The organism is Aureimonas glaciei (assembly GCF_014643375.1).
In the GTDB taxonomy this organism is placed as follows: domain Bacteria; phylum Pseudomonadota; class Alphaproteobacteria; order Rhizobiales; family Rhizobiaceae; genus Plantimonas; species Plantimonas glaciei.
In genome coordinates this window covers 104,421-131,231 of record NZ_BMJJ01000013.1, presented here as the reverse complement: position 1 = coordinate 131,231, position 26,811 = coordinate 104,421, and the positions used below count along the sequence as shown (strand labels likewise).

The window sequence follows — 26,811 nt, the reverse complement described above, 5'->3', positions numbered from 1 at the left end:
CGAGAGTGCTTCGCTTCCCGCCATTTCGCAAGCGCGAAGAGCGCCGGTCGAGCGCCCGGCCGCGCAGGCCGTGCGCCGGGCGAGAAGAGGTCAGACGCGGTTGCGGTCGAGCGGCGTGCGGCGCGACCAGCCGCTCCGCTTCTCCTCGCGCAGGAAGGTGAACAGGCCGGACAGAGCGACCAGCGACATGCCGGCGATCCCGAACGCGTCCGGGAACTCGTCGAAGAACATCGCGCCGATGATCGTCGCCCAGATGATCTGGCTGTACTGCGTCGGGGCGACCCGGTTCGCCGGCGCCGCCCGCGTCGCATAAACCTGGATCAGGTGGCCGGCGCCGGCGCACAGGCCCGCAGCGACCACATAGGGGAGAATGTCGAGGGTCGGCATGACGAACTGCGGGATCATCAGGATGCCGTTGACGATGAAGGCGCTGATGACCACCGAGCCGATCAGCGTGATCCGCCGCTCGGTCGGCCCGAGCACGCGCAGCACGATGACGGTGATCGCACCGCAGAAGGCGCAACCGATCGCCGCCAGATGCCCCGGCAGGATTTCCCGGAAGCCCGGCCGCACCACCAGGAGAACGCCGATCAGCCCGGCGATCACCGCGCTCCAGCGCATCCAGCCGACCGGCTCCTTCAGGATCAGGGTCGACAGGATGGTGACAAAGACCGGCAAGAGAAAGATCAGCGCGTAGGCGTCGGCGAGCGGCAGCGAGGTGAAGGCGACGACGGCGAGGATGCCGCCGAGCGTGCCGCTGGTCATCCTGAGCAGGACGAGTTTCGGCCGGTGCGGGACCAGCACGGACCGCCAGCTATCCCCCCGCTCCTTGGTCAGGAGCGCCGGGAGGATGGCGAAGACGGAAGTGAAGAAGCCGATCTCGAAGACCGGAATATGCCCGCCGAGATACTTGATCAGGGCATCGCTGCACGCATAGACGAAATAGCTGAGAAAGCCGAGGAGAATGCCGGTCTGCATGGAAAGCCGATCGAATCGGAGCGCACGTCACGGCGTTCAGCCCTACGCATTTCTTCGGGCTCGTGCCAATGATTGCTGAGACTGATCGTCTGATCGTCGACGCTCCGGCCAGTCGATGGCATCACGCACCAGGCCTTGATCCCTGCTTTCCCCGGAGCGCGCGCTCGGCTGCGCCCTCGGACCGCCCCTGACATCCCCAATGGAAAACCGGAAAACAGCCAGGCAGGCTGGCTGAGTCCCGAACCGATGCCGGATTAAGGACCGGCGCGCTCCGCGGGCGGCCGCGAAGCGCGATGGTCTTCCCAGCAGGAGATATCAGAAGCGGACGACCAGGCCGACATTGGCCCCATAGCTCCACATGTCGTCGGAGGCGAGGCTCGACGTGGCGCTGCCGGAGGTACCGGCGAGGCTGGCTGCAGCCTGGCTGTAGGTCAGGCCTTCGAAGGACGGACGCGAGAGTGTCGGCACGTCGGCGAGATATTCAGCCTGGACGCCGAGGGTCAGAGCGGCGCGGCCCTCGACGACGGTGATGCCGGCTTTCGCCCGCCCGAAATAGGTCGTTTCGCTCTCGGACTGGGAGGCGCCGGAGACGCTGCCGCTGTCCAGCACGTTGGCGATGATGGCCCGGCCTTCGCCGTCATACTTGGCCCGATAGCTCGCGACACCGAAGTCGCCGCCGAAATTCAGAAAGACGCGGTTTGCGACCGGCCCCGAAAAGGTCATTCCGACGAGGCCGCCATAGTAGTCGGCGGTCAGATCCTCGATCTGCGACACGCTGACATCGGGGAACCGCCCGACCGCGGCGGATCCGGGGGTGATAGCGAGCGTCGTGGTGGTCTCGATGTCGCGCTCGATCCGCCGATAGCTCGGGCCGACCACCGGCGTGAAGGCCCAGCCGTCGCCCAGGCCGAAGGAGCGGCCAAAGCGCAGCTCCACGGTTCCCATGGTCACGTCTTCGCTTTGCTGCGTCACAAAATTCAGCCCATCGAGATTGCCGACGGCACCGAGCGCATACTGGCCTGAATCGGCAAGGGCCCCGAAGGCGATCGCGTCCGGGGTGGAGCCATTGGTGGCAACGCCGGTCAGCGCTCCCCCGTCCGCCGTGGGGGAGAAGGCCAGATTGGCGGTCGAGCCGCCGACCGGCGACGCGGTCTGCTGGTTGATGATCGCGGTGTTGCCGGTGGGATCCACGGCCAGGGCCTGCGCCTGGGCGGAGGAACCGCCGGGACCGGTGGCCGTCGTGAGCTCCAGCGAGCCCCGGGCTCGGCAACCGGTCAGATCGGTCTCGGCAATGCCGCCGCCACCGGCCAAATCGGCTTCGGCAACTCCGCCCGCACCGGTCAGATCGGCGCCTTCAACAGCGCCACCACCGGTCAGGTCGGCGTCGGCAACTCGTCCAGCACGGGCCAGCTCGGCATCGGCAACAGTTCCTCGACGACTCAGGGCGGCTTCGGCAACCGGTCGAGCACCAGCCAGGTCGGCGGCGGCAATTCGTCGTCGACGTCTCAGTTCAACTAACGCTGCGACCTGAAGAAACAAAGACGGAACTGGGCCACCTCACCGCGCGGTGGCCCAGCTGCGGGGCAGACAGATCCCCGAACAACAGGCACAATACGCCCGCAAGGTTTGGGTGGGCTTCGCGGCCGCAAATGCCAAGAAGCCGCGAGCCACCGCAGATCTTTCGTGATGCGGGGGCCTCTCGCCGCCGAAGCGGGCGACCGCCCGCGGGACGGGAGGAAGCCGATGCGACGGGTCCGCCGTTCGTTGCGGCGCATCACAAGACGTCAGTGGGGCGCCGTCTGTGCGACCGGCCTGGCTTTGCTCGTGGCGGCCGCCTGGATGGTGCGGGTCCCGCCGGGAGAGACGCCGCTCCTGCGCATCGCCGGCCCGAGCTTCATCTTCAACTACCGCGTGGCGGACGTCTATTACGGCTTCACCGCCGAGATCATGCGCCCGGTGCCGGTCTCCTCGACGCTGACGGCCGATTTCGAGGATCCGGCCGGCGGCCCTCCACACCGCGTGAGCGAGAAGATCTTTCCGCAATCGCGGCGCTATGCGCTGCGCTCCCCGCCGCTGCGGGGCGTCCGGAAGGGCGTGCCGTACCACGTCACCATCCGTCTCCTGAACCGCGGCGACGAGAAGGTGCTGTTCGAGACCCGCCTCGCCGCCCGGTCCAACTTGGACGACAGCATCGCGCCGTCCCAGCCCCTCACCGTCGGACCGGGTTACGAGAAGAACCCCTCGCCCGCTGCCGCTCCCCGAGGCGATCCCTGACGGGCGCTCAGTCGACGGCGAGCACCCGACCCTCGGCATGCGAGACGAAGCAGAGGTCGAGAAGTTTCTGCACCTTGGCGGCGCGGCGGAAATCCGGCTCCCCGTTGTCGCCGGACAGCAGCGCAATGACGAAGCGGTCGGCATTTTTGGGCGTCGGCGGGCAGGCGACGGGCTTCCAGGTCTGCGTCTCGATGTCGGGGCCGAGGCAGGCCTCCAGCCGCGAGGTTTCGTGGTCCGACCAGATCTTCAGCGCGCCCCTGTCGCCGTGGATCATCAGGTCGAGATCGTTGAGCTTGCCGGTGGCGAAACGCGTCATGTGGACGACGCCCAGCGCGCCGTTCGACATTTCCACCGTCATCGCCACGCTGTCGTTGACGTCGAGCGTATAGGCGCCGATCGCGCCGCCCTCGGCCTTGTCGAAGGTCTTCATCCGCGCGCCGAGGCCTGCGATGTCGAGGCCGGTAGCGAACATCAGGAAATCGAGGATGTGTATCCCGATGTCGCCGAGGACGCCCTTGGAGCCGTGCGCCGAGGACAGGCGCCAGAGCCAGCGCTCGTCGGTGCGCCAGTCGCCCCAGTGCGCGCCGGTCAGCCAGCTCTGCAGGTAGCTCGCCGAGACATGCCGGATCGTGCCGATTTCGCCGGCCTCGACCATGCGGCGCGCCATCTGCAGGGCATGGGCGTTGCGATAGGTGAGGTTGACCATGTTGACGAGCCCGGCCGCCTCGGCGGCTTTCGTCATCGCGCTGGCATCGTCGAAATTCAGGGCCAGCGGCTTTTCGCAGAACACGTGCTTGCCGGCGGCGATCAGCTTCAGCGTCGTCGCCATGTGCGCGCCATCTGGTGTCGCGTTCACCGCGGCATCGAAACCGTTCCAGCCGATCGCCTCGTCGAGGTCGGCAAAGGCGGCTGGGATTCGGTGCATCTCGGCGAAGGTACGGGCGCGCTCGGCGTTGATGTCGCAGGCCGCCACCAGCCGGCAGCCCGGAAGCACGGAAAAGCTCTCGGCATGGCGATGCGCGATCGCACCGGTGCCGAGGATGAGGATCCGCTTCTCGGTCACCGAAAGCCCTCTTCGCCCGGAGCATGCAGGCTACCGCCGCGCTGCTCCAGCGGCTCGCGCGCGGCCGTGATCGGCACGTTGGGAGCGGTCGAGACGTCGGTCCAGGGCTTGGCCGGGTTGTGAGCCCAGTGCACCGCATTCTGCAGCACGCGCTGGATTTTCGCGTCGTGATAGATCGGATAGGTTTCGTGGCCGGGCGCGAAATAGAAGAGGCGGCCGGCGCCGCGCTGGTAGGTGAGGCCCGAGCGAAAAACCTCGCCGCCCTGATACCAGGAGATGAACACGGTCTCGAGCGGCTCGGGCACCAGGAAGGGCTCGCCGTACATTTCCGAGTTCGGCAGTTCGATGCAGTCGCCGATGCCGGCGACGATCGGATGCGAGCGGTTGATCACCCAGAGCCGCTCGCGCTCGCCCGCCTCGCGCCAGCGCAACGCGCAGGGCGCGCCCATCAGCCGCTTGAAGATCTTCGAGAAATGCCCGGAGTGCAGGACGATCAGTCCCATCCCCTCGAACACCCGCTGCGCCACGCGCTCGACCACGGCGTCGTCGACCGCGGCGTGAGCCTTGTGGCCCCACCAGAGAAGCACGTCGGTCTCGGCCAGCCGCTCGACGCTCAACCCGTGCTCGGGCTCGTCCAGCGTCGCCGTTGCCGCCTCGATCGCCAGGTCCGCAGAAAGGGCCGCGGCGATCGTGCGGTGGATGCCGTCCGGGTAGATCGCCCGGACGGTGGCGTTGTCGCGCTCGTGCTGGAACTCGTTCCACACTGTCGCTCGGATCGGCATCGGGCTCTCCCGTGACTTCTCAGGATGCAGAGTTCACCCGGGCGGGCCGCAGACTGCCCGGCACAAAGCGGAGAGTCAGCGGGAGACCAGCAGCGCGAAGGGCAGGCCCTCCGGCAGCGCAGAAAGCGCGATGCTTTCACCCTCTGGCGTGCCGCCGGCGCCCAACACGCTGTCGAACGCCCGGCCGGCGAGACTGGCCGGCAGAAGCACGCGCGTATCGCCCCAGAAGTCCGCCTTGGGCCTGAGGCTGCCGCCCTCCTCCAGCATGCTGAGGCAGAGGCGCGGCACGATGGTGATCGTCGCCGCCCGCCCTTCTTCGAGCCGGGCAAAGGCGACGACATTCTGCGCCCGCGAACCCTCGACCGTCAGCGGCAGATAGGCGCCCGTGGTGAACAGCGTCGGCGCGGTCTGCCGCAGGTGCAGCGCGGCGATGGTGAGCTTGGCCTTGACCATGCCGTCGCGCCAGTGGTCGAGGCTCGAATGGATCGCCTCGCCGTTTTCCAGCGCCGCCGCGAGCGCGGCGAAATCGACCCCGCGCCGGTTGTCCGGATCGACCAGGCTGAGATCGTAGAACTCGGTGCCCTGGTAGATGTCTGGCACGCCCGGCACGGTGAGCTTGATCAGCGCCTGGGACAGCGAGGTCAGGGCGCCCGCGGCGACGAAAGGCTGAACCGCGTCCCAGAACTCGTGCAAAAAATCGTCGGTGGCGGCGCGGTCCAGCGCCGCGGCGACGAAGTCCTCGATGCCCTTCTCATAGGCCTCGGCCGGCGAGGTCCAGCTGGTGTAGCGCTTGGCCTCGCGGACCGCCTTCTGCATGAAGGTCTGCAACCGGCCCGCGATGGCGAGCCGGGCCGCGTCGTCCTCGGGATCGAAGTCGGCGGGAAGAACACCAAGCAGCGCCTGGTAGAACATCCATTCGCTGGCCGCGTCCGGCGCCTCGATCGTCCCCTCGACGGGGATGCGATAGGCGCCCATCGCTTCAGCAAAGCTTTCGACCAGGGTCGACCAGCGCTTGGGCGCTTCGCTCAGCGTGTAGAGACGGGCGCGGGCATCCTCGCCGCGCTTAGTGTCGTGCGTCGAGGAGGCGAGCAGCCCCTCCGGCTGGTCCTCGCTGCGCAGCGCCATGGCGGCATGGAAGGCGCTGACATCGGTGCCGTAATGGTCCGGTTCGCCGCCGACCTCGTTCAGGGCGATCAGCCGGTTGTAGCGGAAGAACACCGTGTCCTCGACGGCCTTGGCCATGACGGCGCCGGTGGTCTGCTGGAAGCGCCGCGTGAAGTTCAGCGCGCCGGCGACGTCGCGTCCCTCGTCGAAATCGAGCGTCAGCAGCCGACCGATGAAGTCGATCGGCTCGTCGGCCTCGACCTCGCGCCGCGACTTGGCGAGAAGCACGGCCGCATCGATGATCGCTCGATCGGCCGCCGGCACGCCGTCGACGCCGACATAGGTGCGATAGACCGGCAGGGCCGCGGCGACCTCGATGATCGAGCGCGAGATGGTGTCCGGGCCGAGGTCGCGCGTGGCGAGGCCGCGGCTGGCGACGGCCAGTGCCTCGCCGGTGAGATAAGCGAGTTCGCCGGCGAGGTTGCGCGAGAAGATCGAGCGCTTCTGGCGCAGGATCATCTGCCGCAGATCCTCCTCCTCGCCGATGAACTGGGCGTAGGCCCGCGTCATCCCCTCCTCCTCGTCGGCGTCGACATAGAGGCCGGACAGAGCGGAGATGAATTCGTAGCCGGTGGTGCCCTCGATGTTCCAGGATTGGCGCAGCCGCTCTTCGCCGGTGAGGATCTTCTCGACGAAGATCACCGGGTCGCGGCGCACCGACTGGAAGGCTTGGCGCAGGTCGAGGAGATAGTTCTTCGGATCGGCGAGACCGTCGACATGGTCGATGCGGATGCCGTCGAGGCGACGCTCGCGGGCGAGGCGAATGACGGTGCGGTGCGAGTCGCGGAAGACGTGGCGCAGTTCCTGGCGCACGCCGATGAGGTCGGCGATCTCGAAGAAGCGGCGGTAGGTCAGTTTTTCGCGCGCCGTGCGCCACCAGGCGAGGCGCCAGACCTGCGCCTCGTGCAGCGCGTGCAGCGCCGCCTGGTCGGCGTTGATGCTCTGGATCGCCGCGTCGAGGGCGGCGGCAAAGCTCTCGTCGCCGAGATGCTCGTGCAGGCGCTCGGCCAGCTCCTCGCCCTCGATCGGCGTGGCGACCGAGAAGCGGCGCACCAGCCGGTCGCGCTCGGCATGGTCGAGGAAGCCGAAGACATGGCCGAGCGTGCGCGGATCGAGCGGCAGCTGGTAGCCGGCCGCGTCGAAGCGCAGGCGTGAACCCGCCATGTCGAGCACGACCTTGAGATCGCCGTCCATCGAGGCCTCGCCATAGGGCTTGGCCAGCACCGGCACGAGGATCTTCTCCGCGTCCCAGGCGATGTCAAAGGTGTTGGCGTAGCGGCTCTCGCGCCCCCAGGCGAGGACATCCTCCCACCAGGCGTTTTCCGGACTGACGCCCATGTGGTTCGGCACGAAGTCGAGGATCAGACCGACATCTTCATGCGCCAGGGCGTCGCTCATCGCCACGAAGCCGGCTTCCCCGCCGAGATTTTCCTCGAAGCGGTTGTAGTCGATCACGTCGTAGCCGTGCGTAGACTCCGGCGAGGCCGAAAAGATCGGCGAGGCGTAGAGGTGGCTGGCGCCCAGGGATTTCAGATAAGGCGCGAGGGCACGGGCCGTCTCGAAATCCGTCCCTTCGCGAAACTGCAGGCGGTAGGTCGCGATCAGCTGACGGCTCATGGAAGCTCCGGTCTCTCGTTGCGCATCGTCTCGGCCATCGACTGGAAGCCGGCATGCTCGGCCATGTCCTCGAGCTCGACTTCGAGGCGGATGCGCCAGTTGGGATATTGGTCCGTGGTGCCGGGCAGGTTGGGCTGCAGGGTCGCGCCGATCATGTCCTCGACCTGGACGGTGACGAGGAGGCTCGGCGCGCGGGCGATGAAGCGGTGAACGGCATCGACGAGGTCCTGCGTCAGCTCCAGCGGCAAGCCCTCCTCGCCGCTGGCGACGCGGTGATAGCGCTCCGGCAGGATGCCGGCCTCCTCCAGCGCGACGATCAGCATGCGACGGTCACGCCGACGCTCCTCGCGCATCTCCTTCGTCCGCTCCTCGCTCTGCGTTCCCGTTTCCAGCCGCAGCTCGATGTCGGACGAGAGCCACCACCCCTTCAGCGTCGGCAGGTCGTGCGTCGACACGCAGGCCAGCGACAATTCGGGATAGCTGGCGGTCGGCAGGAACTCGACGTCGCGCCGCTCGAAGTAGAGTACGCGGTAGGACAGGACCTGCGCCTGCGTCATCGTGGTGCGGAAGCCCGGCGGCACAGTGCCGAGATCCTCGCCGATAACGAGGCAGTCGTTGCGTTGCGACGCTTCGGCGATGGTGTCGATCATCCGGCCCAGGGGATAGCGGACATAGCCGCCGCCGGCCGACTTCTCGCCTTCGGCGATCCACCAGAGCCGGGCGAGGCCCATGGCATGGTCGATGCGCACGGCGCCGGCGTGCCGCGTCAGGGCATCGAAGGCGTCGCCGAGCGGGCGGAAGTCTCGTTCGGCCAGCGCCAGCGGCGACAGCGGCGCAAGGCCCCAGTCCTGGCCGGCCGAATTGAACATGTCCGGCGGCGAGCCGACGCGCGCCGCGCCGACCGTCAGCGCCGGATCGGCCCAGGTCTCGGCGCCGTCGGGCGCGACGCCCACGGCCAGATCGAGATACAGGCCGATGCGCATGCCGGCCGCCCGGGCACGCTTCTGCGCCTCGGCCAGTTGCTCTTCGGCCTCGTACTGCAGCCAGAGATGGAAGAGCACATCGTCCGGCGCCTCCGCCTCGAACGCCTTTACCGCCGGGTCCTGGCGGGTCTGGTATTCGGACGGCCAGGAATGCCAGCCGGCATGACGTCCGGCCGCGACCATGCGTGCCGAGATCGCCTCGAAAAGGGCGAAATCGCGCAGCGTCTCGCCGCCCCCGGCGCAGTAGGTCTCGAAAGCGGGATCGGCGCCGATCTCCTCCCGCCGCGCGGCGAAGATGTCGCGCAGCAGGCAGTTCTTCAGCCGGCCGACGGCGGGATAGTCGACGAGATCGCCCTGCAGCCCGTCGAAGGCTTCTGGGCTCTCGGCAAACAGCCGCTCGGTGGCCGCCGCCCCACCGGGGAGCCGGTCGATGGCGATGTAGAGCGGGTTGAGGAAGCGCCGCGTCGACGGCGAATAGGGGCTAAAGCGCCCGGTATCGGCCATGAACAGCGCGTGCAGCGGGTTGACGCCGACGAAAGCGGCGCCCGCCTCGCCGGCGATCTGGGCGAAATTGGCGAGATCCTCGAAATCGCCCATGCCGAGATTGCGGCGCGAGCGCAGCCCGTAGAGTTGACAGGCGACGCCCCAGACGCGGCCGTTCCGGATCTCTTCCGGCAGCGCGCATTTCAGCTGCGGCTGGTCGGCCGCCTCGTCGTAGCTGCCCGGCGCACCCGTTTCCGGATCGACGCCCAGCGCCTTCAGCAGCGAGATCTTGGCCTCGTCCGAAATGGTCTGACGTTCGCCCATCTCGGAGATGTAGCCGAGCTGGATGCCGTGGCTCTCAGCAAGTGTGTCCAGGCCTTCATGCATCGGGGGCGTTCCTGATCTGGAGCATTTTGGTCAAGCGGAAGACCACCGAGGGGCCCGACAGGCTGCCCGTGTGGATGTCCTCCTCGGCATGGCGCGGATGGGCGAAGAGCAGCTCGCCGCTCTCGCGGTCCGACAGCGTGTCGGGGAGCGTCCACGGCTCGTCGTCGAGATTGGCGAACAGGCGGAGGATCTGTCCGCTCTTCAGCACCCAGGAAACCACGAAGGCGCAGCCGTCTGAGACGGCATAGCTGCCGGAATGGGGCGGAATGTCCTCGAGGAGCGGCATGATCTTGTCGCGGCGCAGCTGCAGCAGCTTGCGCACCATGTACAGCCGCCGCCGGTTCGTCGGCTTGTCGACCATCGACCAGTCGATCGCGGAATGGCGGAAGGTCGCCTCGGAATTGGGATCGGGAATGAGCTTTCGGCTCTCCGCATCGTGGAAGGCGGCGAACTTCTTGAACTCGGCCCGCCGGCCCTCCCGCACGAGGTCGCCGAGATCGCCGTCGAAATCGGTGAAGAAGCAGAACGGGTTGGTGTCGCCGAACTCCTCGCCCATGAAGATCAGCGGGATCTGCGGCGAGAGGAGCAGGATCGCCTGCAGACATTCGATCACCCGGCGCGAGGCGAGGTCCGTCAGCCGGTCGCCGAAGGCGCGGTTGCCGATCTGGTCGTGATTCTGGATGAAGTTCACGAAGGCCGTTGGCGGCAGCCCGTCGGACCGCTCGCCGACTTCCTTGTCGCGGTGGCGGGAATGCTCACCCTGATAGACAAAACCCTCCGCCAGCGACCGCGCCATCTGCTTCACGCTGTTGCGGACATAGTCGGAGTAGTAGCCCTCCTCCTCATGCGTCGCGAGCACATGGGCGCAGTGGTGGAAGTCGTCGTTCCATTCGCCGCTAACGAGCAAGGGCTGGCCCTTGTCGTCGCGCTGGATGTGCCAGGCGATGTTGCGCGCGTCCTCGCTGGTCAGGTGCACGTGGCGACCGGTGATCTTTTCCCGCACCCGGGCCGCCAGTTCGCGCACCAGCGGCTCGTCGGTCATGTCCTCGATGGAGTCGATGGCGTCGAGCCTCAACCCGTCGATCCGGTATTCGTTCAGCCAGAACAGCGCGTTGTCGATCATGAAGTCGCGCACGGGCGCATTCTCGTAGGCGATCGCCGCGCCCCAGGCCGTGTGGATCTCGGGATGGAAGAACTCGGGCGCATAGAGGCCGATGTAGTTTCCGTCAGGTCCGAAATGATTGTAAACGACGTCGAGAAACACCATCAGCCCGCGCTCGTGCGCGGCGTCGACGAGCCGCTTCAGGCCCTCTTCCCCACCATAGACTTCATGCGGCGCATAGAGCAGCACGCCGTCATAGCCCCAGCCGCGCTGGCCGCCGAACTGCGCAACCGGCATCAGTTCGATGCAGGTGATGCCGGTCTCGACGAGATAGTCGAGCTTGCCGATCGCCGCGTCGAACGTGCCCTCGGGCGTGAAGGTGCCGACATGCATCTCGTAGAACACGGTCTCGTGCCAGGGCCGCCCCTTCCACGCCGCCGTCTTCCAGACATAGGCATGCGGATCGACCAGGCGCGACAGCGAATGCACGTCGCCGATCTGCGCCCGCGCCGCCGGATCGGGCACCACCGTGCCCCCGTTGACGCGAAAGCCGTAGCCGTCGCCGACCGCGACCGCGTCGGTCTCGATCGACCACCAGCCGCCCTCGTCGCGGTGCATGTCGTGAAAGCGGCGGTCCCCCGCCTTCTCGCCCGCTTTCTCGACGGCGAGCTCCAGCCGCTCGATCGCCGGCGCCCAAAGTCGGAAGATGGCACCGCTTGCCGTCAGGCGCGGTCCCCAGGATGTCTCCTGATCAAATGTCGTCCTTGTTTCCGGCATGCCGGATCGTCCTTCCTGCTTCAGGACCACTGCCACGCATGGCCGCGATCGAGGCTCGCCCGCACCTTAGGGTGCGCGGCAGCTGTCAATTCGGATCGACGGCGTAATGCACAGGAACTCGATCGGGCGTTGCCGCCCGTCCTGCCTGATACCCGTCCCGGATGGTTAACTGGAGGCGCGCAGCCGGGCTTCCACCCTGTGGCCGCACATTGCTGCATTGCGACCATAGCCCCCGCCCTGCCGCCAAGGCTCAGGCCGCACTACTGGTCGGCATGCCCAGGTCTGCCTGCTGAACCCCGACCCGGCCATGGACGAGCTCGTGGATGAAGCCGAGCTTGGCGATCACCGCGGGCGAGAGCACGAAGGGGTAGAGGTCCTGATGACCGAGGGACCGGTTGAACGAGTTCAGCGCCAGCGCCAGCGGCGTCCAGGCCCGGGCGATGTGCTCGATCGTCGTCGCCTCGTCGAAGATCTGAAAGTCGAGATCGACCGACAGGAGACCGGACCGATCGGCTTCCGGCTTCAGCATGATGCCCCAGTCGCCGCCCGTCTCCAGCGTGTCGACGATGTGGAAATAGTGTGCCCAGGTCTCTGCGAAGTCCTCCCAGGCGTGCGAGCCGGCATAGGCGGAAACGTAATGGTCCTGCCAGGAAGGTTTGGGGCCGTTGGCGTAATGGCGCTGCAGCGCCTGGCCGTAATCCTCGGCGTCATTGCCGAACACGGCCCGGCATTCGGCCAGAACCCCGCCGTCCCGTACGAGGCGATCCCAATACCAGTGGCCGACCTCATGCCGGAAATGCCCGAGCAGGGTGCGATAGGGCTCGCCCATGGCATGGCGCCGCTTTTCGCGCTCGGCATCGTCGGCTTCCGCCAGCGCGATGGTGATCAGCCCGTCTTCATGGCCGGTCATCACCGGTTTGCTGCGATCGGCGCCCGTCGTGCGAAACTCGAAGCCGAGACCTTCCGGATTCTCGGCGCGGGTCGCCAGCGGCAGGCCGAGCTGCAGGATCGTGTAGAACAGGCGACGCTTGGCCTGCTCCATCTTCTGCCACAGCGCGACATTGCCGGGGGCCTCGAGGTTGGGGATGACGAGATTGTGGCGGCAGGCGGTGCACAGCGAGCCGCCATCGTCGCCGGGCAGCAGCCAGTTGCAGACGCCATGGACATAGTTGCCGCAATACTTCCAGCGGCCGCCGCCGTGGGGGCCGACGGCCTGCCAGATTCCGTCGGCGCTTTCCAAAGCCAGCATCTGGCGGCACTGCGGCTCGAAGCCGAGCGCGTGGTTGCAGCGTTCGCAGACGACGTTCTCGAAAAAGACGACGTGGCCGCACGAGCTGCAGCAGAATAACTTCATATCGCGGTTCCTCTGAGCTGTCCCGGGCCACCGCCGTCGCCTTTGGGCGCTCCGTGCGGGGCGTGGGATGTCTCGGTCAAGGAATGACCAGCTTCCGCCGCGGTTCCGCTCCCTGCCCTGCCAGGCGCGGCTAATTTTTGCAGCTGCGAAGCGATCGGCACGATCCAAAGCTTGCGGGGGGCGGACGAACGACTATGGTCGGGCCGAAGAAATTTTCATGACGAAGGGCCAGACCGCAGCCGATGTCGATCCTCGCAGCCCTCCATCACGTCACCCACTATCGCTACGATCGCCCAGTGGGCCTTGCGCCACAGGTGATCCGCCTCCGTCCCGCGCCGCATTCGCGCACCCGCGTGCCGTCCTATTCGCTAAAGGTGACGCCCGAGAACCACTTCATCAACTGGCAGCAGGACCCGTTCGGCAACTATCTCGCCCGCTTCGTCTTCCCGGAGAAGACCACCGAGTTCAAGATCGAGGTCGACCTTGTCGCCGACATGACGGTCTACAATCCCTTTGACTTTTTCGTCGAAGAATATGCCCAGGCCTGGCCCTTCGCCTACGAGGCCGACCTCAAGACGGACCTGACCGCCTATCTCGGCGCGGAAGCCGCCGGCCCGCTGCTGCAGGATTTTCTCCGGGATCTCGACCGCAGCCAGACCCACACCGTCGACTTTCTCGTCGGCCTGAACCGGCTGCTGTCGCAGAAGATAGCCTATCTCATCCGCATGGAGCCGGGCGTGCAGACGCCGGAGGAATCGCTGTCGCGCGCCTCGGGCTCCTGCCGCGACACCTCCTGGCTGCTCGTCCAGATCATGCGGCACTTAGGTTTCGCCGCGCGCTTCGTCTCGGGCTACCTGATCCAGCTGAAGCCCGACCTCGTCTCGCTCGACGGCCCGGCCGGCACCGACCACGATTTTACCGACCTGCACGCCTGGGCCGAGGTCTATCTGCCCGGCGCGGGCTGGATCGGCCTCGATCCGACCTCGGGCCTGATGACCGGCGAGAGCCACGTGCCGCTTGCCGCCACCCCGCACTACCGCTCGGCCGCGCCGATCTCGGGCGCTGCCGACTATGCCGAGGTCGACTTCGCCTTCGAGATGACGGTCGAGCGCATCGCCGAGCGGCCGCGCGTCTCCGCGCCCTTCTCCGACGAGAGCTGGCGGGCGCTCGACGCGCTCGGCGAGACGGTCGATGCCGCGCTGAATGAAGGCGACGTGCGCCTCACCATGGGCGGCGAGCCGACCTTCGTGTCGATCGACGATTTCCAGTCCGAGGAGTGGAACATCGCCGCCGTGGGGCCGCAGAAGCGGGCGCTGGCTGACGACCTGATCCGGCGCCTGCGCGACCGCTTCGCGCCCGGCGGGTTCCTGCATTACGGCCAGGGCAAGTGGTATCCCGGCGAAACCCTGCCGCGCTGGACCTTCTCGCTCTACTGGCGCAAGGACGGCCAGCCGATCTGGAAGAATTCCGACCTCATTGCCCGCGAGACGGTGGCCAAGCCCGTGACGCTCGCCGATGCCGAGACGTTGACGCGGGAAGTTGCGATCGAGCTCGGCGTCGATCCGCAGAATGCCGCCCCGGCCTTCGAGGACCCGTCCTACTGGCTAGCGCGCGAGGCAAAGCTTCCCGAGAATGTCGAGCCGACCGACCCGAAGCTCGATGATGCCGAGGAGCGCGCGCGTCTCGCCCGCGTCTTCGACCGTGGCCTCTCGAAGGCCTCCGGCTACGTGCTGCCCGTCCAGGCCTGGCAGTCCCGGGCGAGCGCCAGCGGCATGACGCGCGGCGTGCGCTGGATGTCGGAACGCTGGACGACGCGGCGCGGCCAGCTCTTCCTGATGCCGGGCGATTCCCCGGTCGGCTACCGCCTGCCGCTCGGCGCTCTGCCCTACGTGCCGCCGGCGCAGTTCCCCTACATCCATCCGGCCGACCCGACCGAGGAGCGCGGCCCGCTCGCGGCGGCCGAGGAGACCGGCCCCGGCCGCGACCAGCAGCGGATCGAGGCGCAGAATCCCGAAACCTGGATGGCGCCCGAGCAGAAGCACGAGGAGATTTTTGGCGCGGTGCGCACCGCCGTCTCGATCGAGCCGCGCGACGGCAAGCTCTGCATCTTCATGCCGCCGACGGAATCGATGGAGGCCTATCTCGATCTCCTCGCGGCCATCGAGACGGTGGCCGAGCGCCACCAGATGCCGCTGGTGATCGAGGGCTACCAGCCGCCGCACGATCCGCGTGTCAACGTCATCCGCGTCGCGCCCGATCCCGGCGTCATCGAGGTCAACGTGCACCCGGCGGCGTCGTGGAAGGAATGCGTGGCGATCACCCGCACCGTCTACGAGGAGGCGCGGCAGTCGCGGCTCGGCACCGACAAGTTCATGATCGACGGCAAGCATGCCGGCACCGGCGGCGGCAACCATGTCGTCGTCGGCGGCGCGACGCCGGGCGACTCGCCCTTCCTGCGCCGGCCGGACCTGCTCAAGTCGCTGGTACTCTACTGGCAGCGCCATCCCGCGCTGTCCTATCTCTTCTCCGGCATGTTCGTCGGGCCGACCAGCCAGGCGCCGCGTGTCGACGAGGCGCGGCACGACGCGCTGTACGAACTCGAGATCGCCATGGCGCAGGTGCCGCTGCCCGGCGAGGGTCCCGCGCCCCTGCCCTGGTTGACCGACCGGCTGTTCCGCAATCTCCTCGTCGACGTCACCGGCAACACCCACCGCGCCGAGATCTGCATCGACAAGATGTATTCGCCGGACGGGCCGACCGGCCGCCTCGGCCTCGTCGAGTTCCGCGGCTTCGAGATGCCGCCGGATGCGCGCATGAGCCTCGCCCAGCAGCTGCTGGTGCGGGCGCTGATCGCGAAATTCTGGAAGGAGCCGGAGACTGGGCGCTTTGCGCGCTGGGGCACGAACCTGCATGACCGCTTCATGCTGCCGGCCTTCCTGTGGCAGGATTTCCTCGGCGTTCTCGCCGATCTCCGTCGCGCCGGCTTCGACTTGAGGCCGGAATGGTTCGAGGCGCAGGCCGAGTTCCGCTTCCCCTTCTGTGGCCGGATCGAGCGCGAGGGGATCGCGTTGGAACTGCGGCAGGCGCTGGAGCCCTGGCACGTGATGGGCGAGACCGGGGCCATCGGCGGCACCGTGCGCTTCGTCGATTCATCGGTCGAGCGGCTGCAGGTGAAGCTGTCGAACTACGACGTGTCGCGCCACATCGTCACCTGCAACGGCCGCGCGGTTCCGTTGACCCCGGTCGGCGAGGCCGGCGACGCGGTGGCGGGCGTGCGCTTCAAGGCGTGGCAGCCGGCCTCGGGCCTGCATCCGACGATCCCGGTGCATGCGCCGCTGACCTTCGACATCTACGACCGCTGGTCGCAGCGCTCGCTCGGCGGCTGCGTCTACCATGTCGCTCATCCCGGCGGGCGCAACTACGAGACGTTCCCGGTCAACGCCAACGAGGCAGAGGCGCGCCGGCTCGCGCGCTTCGAGGAGATCGGCCATACGCCGGGGGACTACGCGCCGGTGCGGGAACTGCCCGACCCGTCCTTCCCGACGACGCTCGACCTTCGCCGGCCGGCCGGCCTTGCCGTCTGATCGGGAAGGCCGGACGGCGATGACCCTCCCATCGGACCTGACACGAAAGCCGCCAGACCTGGCGGCTTTCCTCTCCGCCTATCGCCCCGAGGCCGGCAGCCATGACGAGATGCTGGCGCCGGACGGCAGCGTGCGGCCGCACTACCGGCCGCTCGTCGACGCGCTGGCCGCGATGGATCCGGCTGATCGCGCCGGCCGCTTCGGCAGCGCCCAGCAATATCTGCGCGAGGCCGGTGTTTTCTACCAGGTCTATGGCGGCACCGACCGGGCCGGCGAGCAGCGCGGCTGGCCGCTGACCTTTCCGCCCGTCATCATGGCAGCCGGCGAATGGGCCGAGCTCGAACGGGGCCTCGTCCAGCGCGCCGGCTTCCTCGAAAAGCTCGTCGGCGATCTCTACGGCGCCCGCCGGGTCGTCTCTGACGGCACCCTGCCCGGCGCGATCCTCGGGCAGAACCCGGAGTTCCTGCGGCCCCTGGCCGATCAGGGCCTTTCGGGCGAGCCGCTGATCCGCTTCATCGCCATCGACCTCGGACGCGGGCCGCAGGGGCGCTGGTGGGTGCTCGGCGACCGGACGCAGGCGCCGTCGGGCGCGGGTTTCGCGCTGGAGAACCGCGTGGCCACCGCCCGCGCCTTTCCCGAGCTGAACGCCGAGCTGAAGGTCCAGCGACTCGCCGGCTTCTTCCAGCGCTTCCGCGAGTCGCTGTTTGCGCTGAACGGCAACGCCGGCGACCGGATCGGCGTGCTGACGCCCGGGCCGGCCAACGAGACCTATTTCGAGCACGCCTATCTCGCCCGCTATCTCGGCTTCCTGCTGCTCGAGGGCGGCGATCTCGTCGTCCACGGCAACACCGTGAATGTCCGCACGGTCGACGGCGTGCAGCCGCTGTCGGTTCTGTGGCGGCGCATGGATGCGGACTTCGCCGATCCGCTCGAACTCTTCCAGCGCTCGCGCATCGGCACGCCGGGCCTGGTGCGGGCGATCCGCGCCGGGCGGATCAACATGGTCAATGCGCTGGGCTCGGGCATCCTCGAGACGCGCGCGCTGCTGGCCTTCCAGCCGGCCCTGGCGCGGGCGCTGATCGGCGAGGAGCTATTGCTGCCGACCATCGCCACCTGGTGGTGCGGGCAGGCATCGGAGCGCGGTTACGTCACCGCCAACCGCGACCGCCTGTCGCTCGCCTCGGCCTTCCCGGCGGCATCGGGCTCGGCGGTCTCCCCGCGGCCGCTGGATCTCGGCCTCAGCCGCGACGCGCCCGAGCGCTTTCTGGCGGAGCTCGAGGCCGGTGGCGGCGGCCTGGTCGGGCAGGAACTCGTCACCCTGTCCACCGCGCCCGTCTTCATCGACGACCGGCTGGAGGCGCGGCCGGTGACGGTGCGCGTCTTCCTCGCCCGCGACGAGACGGGCTGGCACGTCATGCCCGGGGGCTTTGCCCGGATCTCGGACGCCGTCGACGCCAAGGCCGTCTCGATGCAGGCCGGGGGCCGCTCGGCCGATGTCTGGGTGGCGTCCGAACATGAGGTCGCGCCGATCACGCTGATCGGCCCACGCCCCTCGCAATTCCTGCGGCGCCTGCCGGCCGGCCTTCCCGCTCGCGCCGCCGACAATCTCTTCTGGCTCGGCCGGTATACCGAGCGGGCGGAAGTGGCGACGCGCCTTCTGCGCCTCTATGCCGCCCGCCAGAGTGAGGGGGCGCGCCAGGACGTTCTGGAGCAGCGCGTCGCGAGGCTCTTGCGCGGGCTCGGCATCGAGGTTGGCGCCGCCCATCCCGCGGCCGGGCTGCTGCAGCTCGTGCGCTCGGCCTTCGACATCGCCTCGCGCATCCGCGACCGCTTCTCGCCCGACGGCTGGCGGACGCTGAGCGAGATCGTCGCCATGCTGGAAAGCCGCGAGGCGCATCACGAGGATGCCGACATCATCGCCCTGACCAGCGACGTGCTGACCCGGCTGTCGGGCTTCACCGGCCTCGTGCGCGAGAACATGTACCAGTTCGTCGGCTGGCGCTTCCTCACCTGCGGCCGGCGCATCGAGCGCGGCCTGATGACGGCCTCGATCACCGCCGCGATCACCGCCGAGGAAACGCCGGAAGGCGCCTTCGACGCTTTGCTCGAATTCACCGACAGCCGCGTCACCTACCGCCGCCGCTACCCCGTAGCGCTGTCGCGCGAGACCGTGCTCGACCTCGCCGTCCTCGATCCCCTGAACCCGCGTTCGGTCGCCTATCAGGTGACGGCTTTGAAGGGGGCGATCGACGCGCTTCCCGGCATGGTCGCCGGCGAATCGCTCGACGAGATGTCACGGCGCATTTCGCGTCTGCAGGTCAGGCTGGCCACCGGCAGTGCCGCCGAGGTCACAACCGCCTTCCTCGAGCGGATCGCCAAGGATTTCGGCGATCTCTCCGAGCTTCTCGGCCAGCGCTATTTCGCCGCGCGACCGGACGAGACCGCCGAGTGGTTCGATCACGAATGATCTACGACATCACGCTCAAGATCTCCTACCACTACCCCCAGGCGGTGAAGGATGCCCGCCACATCCTGCGCATCCGGCCGCGCGAGGACGCCGAGCAGAAGGTCACGGCGCAATCGGTGAAGGTTCTTCCGACCCCCGACGAGGCGGCGGTCGACCGCGACTTCTTCGGCAACGGCATCGACCATATCCGCCTGCACCGGCCGCATGAGCAGCTGATGGTCGAAATGCGCGCGCGGGTGGCGGTCGCCAGCCGCCGCACCGAAGGCACCGACGGCCGGACCCTGGCGGATATCCGGGTGGCGGCGCTGAACAGCCGGGCGGCCGATGCCGAGGCGCCGGCCCACTTTCTCGGAGCCAGTCGCCTGGTGCCCCCCCTGCTTCCGGCAAGCGACTATCTCAAGTGCCACGCGCGCAGCGCCTCGACCGGCGGCGAGGCGGTCCTCGCCATGACGCAGCAGATCCATGCGGACTTCGCCTACACGCCCGGGGCGACGCGGATCGACACCCCGGTCGAGGAGGTCTTCGGGTCGCGCAAGGGCGTCTGCCAGGATTTCGCCCATCTGATGATCGCCGGCCTGCGCGCCGGCGGCATTCCCGCGGCCTATGTCAGCGGCTTTCTGCGCACCGATCCGCCGCCCGGACGGCCGCGATTGGAAGGACGCGATGCCATGCATGCCTGGGTGAAGGTCTGGCTCGGCCCGGTGACCGGCTGGGTCGGCTTCGATCCGACGAACGGCATTGTGGCCAGCGCCGACCATATCGAGGTCGCCATCGGCCGCGACTACGCCGATGTCGCCCCGGTCAGCGGCGTGCTCGTCACCTCCGGCTCGCAGCGCATGCGACATGCCGTCGATGTCATCCCGCTCGACGAGCGCGAGGCAGGCGAGTAAAGACACTACGGGCCACAATAACGAAAAAGTGACTGAACGCCGGTGCCTGTGCCGTTCGCTTTGGAGAGACTCGCGGAATGATCCACGTCCCCACTGCGTTCTTCATCTTTGGGGCCGTGGCTTTCTTGTTCGCGATCAAGATGGCTGCCGACGGCATCGGGCGGGGCGAGGCGTCGAAGGTGCTGATATGGTGGTGCGTCACCTTCCTGTGCCTGGCCGGCGCCAGCCTGATCATGGCCCTCCGGCCGTTCGATCCCGTCGGGGGACGCAGTGGCCTGCCGAGCCTGTTGCTTCTCGCGGGCTTCGGGCTCGCCTGGCGCGGTGTCAGCACCTTTGCCGGCACGAGAGCCCCCTGGGGTCTCGTCGTCCTCGGCCCTCTGATCTGGCTCGCCGCCTGGAGTCAGGGCGTCTTCGCCGACGACGGGCACCGGCTGATCCTCGTGTCGATCGTGGTGATCTTCTACATGACCGCCTCTGGCTGGACGCTCATCACGCGGGGCGGCGGACTGTGATCCGCGCGTCAGGCGGGGATGGTCTGCTTCTTTCACGCCGGGGTCCAGGTTTTGCGGATCATCACGGTGCTCTGGCTGGTATCGCCGACCGAGCCGATCAACATGGCGGGGTTTCCGGCCATCCTGTTCGTCTTCGAAGCGGTGCTGATGCTGGTCGCGCTCGGCTACCTCTTCCTGACGCTTTCGCGCGAACGCGGCGAGCAGATGCTCCTGGCCGCCGCGCAGACCGACTTCCTGACCGGCGTCTCCAACCGCCGCGGTTTCAGCAGCGAAGCCGAGCGCCTGCTGGCGGCCGCCGATTTTCCCGCCCGTGAGGACGTGCTGCTTTTGTGCGACCTCGATCACTTCAAGGCGGTCAACGACGCCTATGGCCACGCTTTCGGCGACGAAGTCCTCACGCTGTTCTGCCGGGTGGCCGAACGTCATATAACGAAGAGCGACCTCCTTGGCCGCTTGGGCGGCGAGGAGTTCGCCATCTTGATGCGCGGCAACGATCGGCTGACCGCGGCGCGGCGGGCGGACGCGCTCCGGGCCGAATTCGAGATCGCGGCCCTCGGCATGCCCTCGAAGCCCCAGGGCATCACCGTCAGCATCGGGCTGTCGAGCACCGAACTCGGCCGCGACCTCGCCGATCTCCTCCGGCGCGCCGACAACGCGCTCTACCGTGCCAAGGCTCGCGGCCGGAACCGCGTCGTCAGTTCCGACGGCCAGACCGAAGGAGGCCCGGCCGTCGCCGCTCCGTCGACGGAGGCTAGTCCTCCGCCACCAGCACAATCGTCGCCAGCGGTGGCAGTGTAAGCGATAGAGAGTAAGGCCGGCCGTTGACCGAATGCGCCTCGCCGGTCTTGCCGCCGAGATTGCCGATATTGGAGCCGCCGTAGATCCCGGCATCGGTGTTCATGCGCTCGGTCCACGTACCGCCATGGGGGACGCCGACGAGGTAGTCGTGGCGCGGAACGGGCGTGAAGTTCGAGACGACGAGCACGGACTTGCCCTGGCTGTCCTTGCGCAGGAAGGCGATGACGCTCTGGTCGGCATTCTGCGTGTCGATCCATTCGAAGCCGGCCGGATCGCAGTCCAGTTCGTGCAGCGCCGGGATCTCGCGGTAGAGCGTGTTGAGGTCGCGCACCAGCCGCTGCACGCCCTTGTGCGCCGGGTTCTCCAGAAGGTGCCAGTCGAGCGATTGGTCGTGGTTCCACTCCTTTTCCTGGCCGAACTCGCAGCCCATGAAGATCAGCTTCTTGCCGGGATGCGACCACATGAACCCGTAGTAGGCCCGGAGGTTGGCAAAGCGCTGCCAGTCGTCGCCCGGCATCTTGCCGAGCAGCGAGCCCTTGCCATAGACGACTTCGTCATGGCTGAGCGGCAGGATGAAGTTCTCGGAATAGGCATAGACCATGCCGAAGGTCATGTGGTGGTGGTGGTAGCGCCGGTTGATCGGGTCTTCCTGCATGTAATGCAGGGTGTCGTGCATCCAGCCCATGTTCCACTTGAAGTGGAAGCCGAGCCCGCCGGCATAGGTCGGCCGCGAGACGCTCGGAAACGCCGTCGATTCCTCGGCATGGGTCGTGGCCTTCGGGAAGCTCGCGCCGATCCGCTCGTTCGTCTCCTTCAGGAAGGCCACGGCCTCGAGGTTCTCGCGCCCGCCATAGATGTTGGGCTCCCACTCGCCGGCATTGCGGGAGTAGTCGAGGTAGAGCATCGACGCCACGGCATCGACGCGCAGGCCGTCGATGTGGAAGCGGTCGAGCCAGTAGCTGGCATTTGAGACGAGGAAATTCTTCACCTCGGTCCGGCCGTAGCCATAGATCAGCGTATTCCAGTCCTTGTGGAAGCCGCGCTTGGGATCGGGATCCTCGTACAGCGCCGTGCCGTCGAAACGGCCGAGACCGTGGATGTCGGTGGGAAAATGCCCCGGCACCCAGTCGAGCAGCACGCCGACATCGGCCTGGTGCAGCGCGTCGACGAGACGGGCGAAGGCATCCGGCGTGCCATAGCGCGACGTCGGTGCGTAGAGACCGATCGGCTGGTAGCCCCAGGACCCGTAGAACGGATGCTCGGAGACCGGCATGAACTCGACATGGGTGAAGCCCATCTCCTTGACGTAGGGAACGAGCAGGCCGGCGATCTGGTCATAATCCAGCATGACGTTGTCGTCGCCGCGCCGCCAGGAGCCGAGATGCACCTCGTAGATCGAGATCGCCTTGCCGGCGTCCTGCCAGTCCGCGGGCTTGGACGTAAAGGCCTGGTCCTGCCAGTCGTGCTCGACGAGCCCGTCGACGATCGAGGCAGTCGAGGGCGCTTCCTCCTGCAGGAAGCCGACCGGGTCCTGCTTTAGCGGCAGGACTTCGCCCTGCGGTCCGATGATCTCGTACTTGTAGACCTCGCCGCGCCCGATCGCCGGGATGAACAGCTCGAAGGCGCCGCATTCGTGCCGCTTGCGCATGACGTTGCGGCGGCCATCCCAGGCGTTGAAATTGCCGACGACGGAGACGCGACGGGCGGCAGGGGCCAGGACGACGAAGCTCGTCCCCTCGACCCCGTCCATGACGGTGGGATGGGCACCGAATTTCTCGTAGATGCGCTCATGCGTGCCCTCGGCGAGGAGGTAGACGTCCATTTCGCCGAGGATCGGGCCGAAGCGGTAGGCGTCGTCCTCAATCCAGCTGTCGCCGCCATGGGTGAAGCGGAACCGGTATTCGGCGCCGTCGGCCAGCCCCGGAACGAAGCCGGAGTGGAAACCCTCGGCCAGCACCGGCTGCAGTTCGCCCAGCACCTTGCCGGAACGGTCGACGACGGCGGCCGTGTGGGCCCCGGGGCGGAAGGCGCGCACGATGGCGCCGCCTTCGACGTATTTCGGGCCGAGGATCGAGAAGGGGTCGCCATGCGTCCCCCGCGCGATCTCGTGCGCCTCGTGCTCGTTCGGGCGGTGGGCGACGCCTGTTGCGTCCGTCGCCTTGGGTGCCTTCGAGATCATGCTCATGAAAGAACCTGTCGCTTGTCGAGGAGAGAAATGATTCCCCGGAGGGGAATCGACAGCCACGCCGGACGCGAGGCCGCCTCGTATTTGAGTTCGTAGAAAGCCTTCTGGAGCAGGAAGAGGTCGAGCAACCGGGCTGCCTCCTCGCTGGCGAGATCGATTCCCGATGCTTCGCTCCAGGCCGCCAGGAAGGCGCGGCTCACCTCGTCGCGCCAGGCCTCGGCCATGTCCGTCAGCTTTTCGAGCGTCGCTTCGGTCGAGGGACCGGCCTTGTCGAGAGCGGCGAAGGCCGCATAGTCGAACGAGCGCAGCATGCCGGCGACGTCACGCAGCGGCGACGACTTCTGCCGGCGCTCCTCCAGCGGCGCACCGGGTTCGCCCTCGAAATCGAGGATGACGACGTCGTTCTTGGCCACCAGAAGCTGGCCGAGGTGGTAGTCGCCGTGGATGCGCGTCATCAGGCCCGATGCCGGAAGCGCGGCAAAACCATCGAACCAGGCATGGATCGCGCTTTCGGCGCCCAACAGCCGGTCGATGTCCTCGCCGAGGCCGTCGCTCGCCGACGCCCTAACGCGCTTCAAAACCTCCAGTGCTTCGCTGGCGCTCGCCCGGGCGCCTTCGACGAAGCGCGCCAGGGCCGCCGCGTCGATGGGCTCGGGATCGAAGGCGGTGTCGCCGGTGACGGTCGACAGGGCCGCGTGCATCTCGCCCGTACGCCGGCCGACGAGGTCGCCGGCATCGATACGCGTCTGCGCGGGCAGGCTGGACTCGACGGCCGCATCCTCGTCGTCGATGCCCGGCTGGGTCGCATAGGCATTGTCGCGCAAGTGCCGCGACAGGCCATCGACCACGGCCGTCCAGGCGTCGCCCTGGTTTTCGACCCGCTGGAACATGGCGGCGATCGCCGACCGGCTGCCGTCCGGCCGCACCAGCTCGACGGAACCGAGCAGCGCCGGCGTGGCGGTAAAGCTGGTCTTGTCGGTGAGGAAGCGCGTCACCTCGAGCTCCGGCTGGATGCCGTCACGCAGCAGGCGGTAGAACTTCATCACCGCCTCGTCGCCGATCATGATCGAGGTGTTCGACTGCTCGCCCGAAATCGCCGCGATCCTCTCGACCGGCACTTCTCCGGCAGCCGCGACCAGCTCGGCCCAGGCGGCGGATGCGCTGATCTCCAACCTTCCGCCCTCCATCGCGACCTCGCCACCCCGGGCGATCATGGCGATGAACAGCTTGACGAGGCCGGGATCGCGCGTGCCGTCGATGATCGCGCCGAGCCGTGGACCCTGGCGCAGCTTCATCAGCGTGTAGGGCAGGTTCGCGGCATTGGCGCCGACATGCGGCTCGCCCCAGCGCGCGCTGAGCGGCAGGAAGTAGCGCTGCTCGCCGGCAGCCGTCCGTAAGACGGTCTCGGCGAGGACATGGCGTGGATGGTCGGGAGCCGGCATGCCGACGGCGGCGAAGCTTGCCTTCCCGACCCGATCGTTCTTGCCGGAGAACCAGCGCTGCCGACCGACGAATTCCGGCAGGACAGTCTCGATCTCGCGACGATTCTGCTCGTTCAGCGTCGCCTTCAGGTCCTTCAGGACCACGAGGGTGGCAAATTCCGGCAGCGGCTGCGGCACCTGACCGTCGGCGGCCATCCCGTCCGCCGACGGCGTCAGGTCGAACCAGAAGAAGCCGTAGGCCGGCAGCGACAAGACGTACGGCGCCTGGCCGATGGATGGGAAGGGCGACTGCCCGAGCATTTCGATGGGTGCCGTCCCGGCAAAGGCGCTGAGATCGAGTTCCACGGGCTGGGCAGAACTCGACAGGTTGGCGACGCACAGGATCCGTTCCGCCCCGTATTCGCGAGTGTAAGCGATGATCTTGCGGTTCGACGGATAGAGGAAATTGATCGTCCCGCGGCCGAAGGCCTCGCGGGTGCGGCGAACCTGGATGAGCCGGCGTGTCCAGTTCAGCTGGCTCGCCGGATTGTTCGACTGCGCCTCGACGTTGACCGCCTGGAAGCCGTAGATCGGATCCTGGATCGGCGGCAGGTACAGGCGCTGGGGGTCGGCGCGGGAGAAGCCGCCATTGCGGTCGGCCGACCACTGCATCGGCGTGCGCACGCCGTCGCGGTCGCCGAGATAGATGTTGTCGCCCATGCCGATCTCATCGCCGTAATAGAGCGTCGGCGTACCCGGCATCGACATCAGCAGCGCGTTCAAGAGCTCGATCTTGCGCCGATCATTGCCCATCAGCGGCGCCAGGCGCCGGCGGATGCCCAGATTGATGCGGGCACGGGTGTCGGCGGCATAGGTCGACCAGAGATAGTCGCGCTCCTCCGCCGTCACCATTTCCAGCGTCAGCTCGTCGTGGTTGCGCAGAAAAATCGCCCACTGGCAGTTCTCGGGGATTGCCGGCGTCTGGCGCATGATGTCGGTGATCGGGTGCCGGTCTTCCTGAGCCAGTGCCATGTACATGCGCGGCATCAGCGGGAAGTGGAACGCCATGTGGCATTCGTCGCCGTCGCCGAAATAGGGGCGCGTGTCCTCCGGCCACTGGTTCGCCTCGGCGAGCAGCATTCTGTCGGGATAATGCGTATCGAGATCGGTGCGGATCGCCTTCAGGACGACGTGCGTCTCCGGCAGGTTCTCGTTGTTGGTGCCCTCGCGCTCCACGAGATAGGGAATGGCGTCGAGGCGCAGGCCGTCAACGCCCTTGTCGAGCCAGAAGTGCATGGCGCCCAGCACCTCTTCCATCACCTTCGGATTGTCGAAGTTGAGGTCGGGCTGGTGCGAGAAGAAGCGGTGCCAGAAATACTGCTTGGCGACCGGATCGTAGGTCCAGTTCGACGTCTCGGTATCGGTGAAGATGATGCGGGTCTGGTCGTAGCCCTTGTCATCGTCGGCCCAGACGTAGAAGTCGCGCTCCGGGCTCCCCTTCGGCGCGTTGCGCGCCGCCTGGAACCAGGGATGCTGGTCGGAGGTGTGGTTGATGACGAGCTCGATGATCACCCGCATGCCGCGCTTGTGCGCCTCGTCGACCAGGCGGTCGAAGTCATCCATGTTGCCGTAGGACGGGTTGATCGAGCGATAGTCGGAGATGTCGTAGCCGTCGTCACGCAGCGGCGAGGGATAGAAGGGCAGAAGCCAGAGCGCGGTCACGCCGAGCTGCTGGACGTAGTCGAGATGCGCCAGCAGGCCGCCGAAGTCGCCGATGCCGTCGCCATTGGAGTCGGCGAAGGTCTTGACGTGCAGCTGGTAGATGATCGCGTCCTTGTACCAGTCCGTCGCCTGCGGATTGGGGCCGGTGGACGGATCGGCGGGCGTGATGGTGGCGTGCTCGTTCATGATGATCGCTTCGGTTTGGGTCGTGAGTCGACACGTCAAGGGGCGTGAGAGCGGCGGGCTTCTCCGGACCATGCGCCCGGAG

At 67.5% G+C, this 26,811-nt stretch carries 16 protein-coding genes; 6 read left to right on the top strand and 10 right to left on the bottom strand.

The annotated features are described in order from the left end of the window. Window positions 1-90: 90 nt before the first annotated feature. Window positions 91-978 (bottom strand): DMT family transporter, encoded by an 888-nt coding sequence (locus IEX88_RS22265; RefSeq protein ID WP_188854683.1) that lies wholly within the window; start codon window positions 976-978, stop codon window positions 91-93. Window positions 979-1,293: 315 nt separating this feature from the next. Then, complete coding sequence (locus IEX88_RS22260; RefSeq protein ID WP_188854682.1) at window positions 1,294-2,289, bottom strand: hypothetical protein; 996 nt, start codon at window positions 2,287-2,289, stop codon at window positions 1,294-1,296. Window positions 2,290-2,721: 432 nt separating this feature from the next. Here IEX88_RS22260 and IEX88_RS22255 point away from each other — a divergent pair, with 432 nt between their 5' ends. Continuing rightward, entirely contained in the window at window positions 2,722-3,252 is a 531-nt protein-coding gene (locus tag IEX88_RS22255; protein ID WP_188854681.1) for a hypothetical protein, read from the top strand. A gap of 7 nt (window positions 3,253-3,259) precedes the next feature. Here the strand turns inward: IEX88_RS22255 and IEX88_RS22250 are convergent, their stop codons facing one another. The 6 genes from IEX88_RS22250 to IEX88_RS22225 all read right to left on the bottom strand — a co-directional run bounded on the left by IEX88_RS22250 (window position 3,260) and on the right by IEX88_RS22225 (window position 12,964). Beyond that, complete coding sequence (locus IEX88_RS22250; protein ID WP_188854680.1) at window positions 3,260-4,315, bottom strand: Gfo/Idh/MocA family protein; 1,056 nt, start codon at window positions 4,313-4,315, stop codon at window positions 3,260-3,262. After that, a complete protein-coding gene (locus IEX88_RS22245) occupies window positions 4,312-5,097 on the bottom strand; it encodes a ThuA domain-containing protein (RefSeq protein WP_188854679.1) in 786 nt (261 codons plus the stop codon). Before IEX88_RS22245 ends, IEX88_RS22250 begins: the two co-directional genes overlap by 4 nt. 75 nt (window positions 5,098-5,172) lie before the next feature. Continuing rightward, entirely contained in the window at window positions 5,173-7,878 is a 2,706-nt protein-coding gene (gene treY / locus IEX88_RS22240) for a malto-oligosyltrehalose synthase (protein WP_188854678.1), read from the bottom strand. Then, on the bottom strand, window positions 7,875-9,731 hold the full coding sequence (malQ, locus tag IEX88_RS22235; protein ID WP_188854677.1) for a 4-alpha-glucanotransferase: 1,857 nt from the start codon (window positions 9,729-9,731) through the stop codon (window positions 7,875-7,877). The genes treY and malQ overlap by 4 nt, the downstream gene beginning before the upstream one ends. Further along, window positions 9,724-11,610: a malto-oligosyltrehalose trehalohydrolase gene (treZ, locus tag IEX88_RS22230; RefSeq protein ID WP_188854676.1), complete on the bottom strand. Its 1,887-nt coding sequence runs from the start codon at window positions 11,608-11,610 to the stop codon at window positions 9,724-9,726. Before treZ ends, malQ begins: the two co-directional genes overlap by 8 nt. A 250-nt stretch (window positions 11,611-11,860) precedes the next feature. Beyond that, a complete protein-coding gene (locus IEX88_RS22225; protein ID WP_188854675.1) occupies window positions 11,861-12,964 on the bottom strand; it encodes a zinc-binding metallopeptidase family protein in 1,104 nt (367 codons plus the stop codon). Window positions 12,965-13,206: 242 nt separating this feature from the next. Here IEX88_RS22225 and IEX88_RS22220 point away from each other — a divergent pair, with 242 nt between their 5' ends. The 5 genes from IEX88_RS22220 to IEX88_RS22200 all read left to right on the top strand — a co-directional run bounded on the left by IEX88_RS22220 (window position 13,207) and on the right by IEX88_RS22200 (window position 21,215). Then, window positions 13,207-16,548: a transglutaminase family protein gene (locus IEX88_RS22220; protein WP_188854674.1), complete on the top strand. Its 3,342-nt coding sequence runs from the start codon at window positions 13,207-13,209 to the stop codon at window positions 16,546-16,548. A 19-nt stretch (window positions 16,549-16,567) separates the two neighbouring features. Beyond that, window positions 16,568-19,015: a circularly permuted type 2 ATP-grasp protein gene (locus tag IEX88_RS22215; protein ID WP_244640434.1), complete on the top strand. Its 2,448-nt coding sequence runs from the start codon at window positions 16,568-16,570 to the stop codon at window positions 19,013-19,015. Beyond that, window positions 18,997-19,905, top strand: a complete 909-nt coding sequence (locus IEX88_RS22210) for a transglutaminase family protein (protein WP_244640433.1) — start codon at window positions 18,997-18,999, stop codon at window positions 19,903-19,905. The genes IEX88_RS22215 and IEX88_RS22210 overlap by 19 nt, the downstream gene beginning before the upstream one ends. Before the next feature lie 77 nt (window positions 19,906-19,982). Beyond that, window positions 19,983-20,417, top strand: a complete 435-nt coding sequence (locus IEX88_RS22205) for a hypothetical protein (protein WP_188854673.1) — start codon at window positions 19,983-19,985, stop codon at window positions 20,415-20,417. 51 nt (window positions 20,418-20,468) lie between these two features. Beyond that, the gene (locus IEX88_RS22200) at window positions 20,469-21,215 is read left to right on the top strand and encodes a GGDEF domain-containing protein (protein WP_188854672.1); all 747 of its coding nucleotides are present in this window, start codon (window positions 20,469-20,471) and stop codon (window positions 21,213-21,215) included. On the opposite strand, the gene glgB is transcribed toward IEX88_RS22200, so the two are convergent. Together glgB and treS are read right to left on the bottom strand one after the other, a co-directional pair. Beyond that, entirely contained in the window at window positions 21,169-23,394 is a 2,226-nt protein-coding gene (glgB, locus tag IEX88_RS22195) for a 1,4-alpha-glucan branching protein GlgB (RefSeq protein ID WP_373289649.1), read from the bottom strand. The two genes, IEX88_RS22200 and glgB, sit on opposite strands and share 47 nt — an antisense overlap. A gap of 2 nt (window positions 23,395-23,396) precedes the next feature. After that, the gene (treS, locus tag IEX88_RS22190; RefSeq protein ID WP_188854670.1) at window positions 23,397-26,729 is read right to left on the bottom strand and encodes a maltose alpha-D-glucosyltransferase; all 3,333 of its coding nucleotides are present in this window, start codon (window positions 26,727-26,729) and stop codon (window positions 23,397-23,399) included. Window positions 26,730-26,811 lie beyond the last annotated feature (82 nt).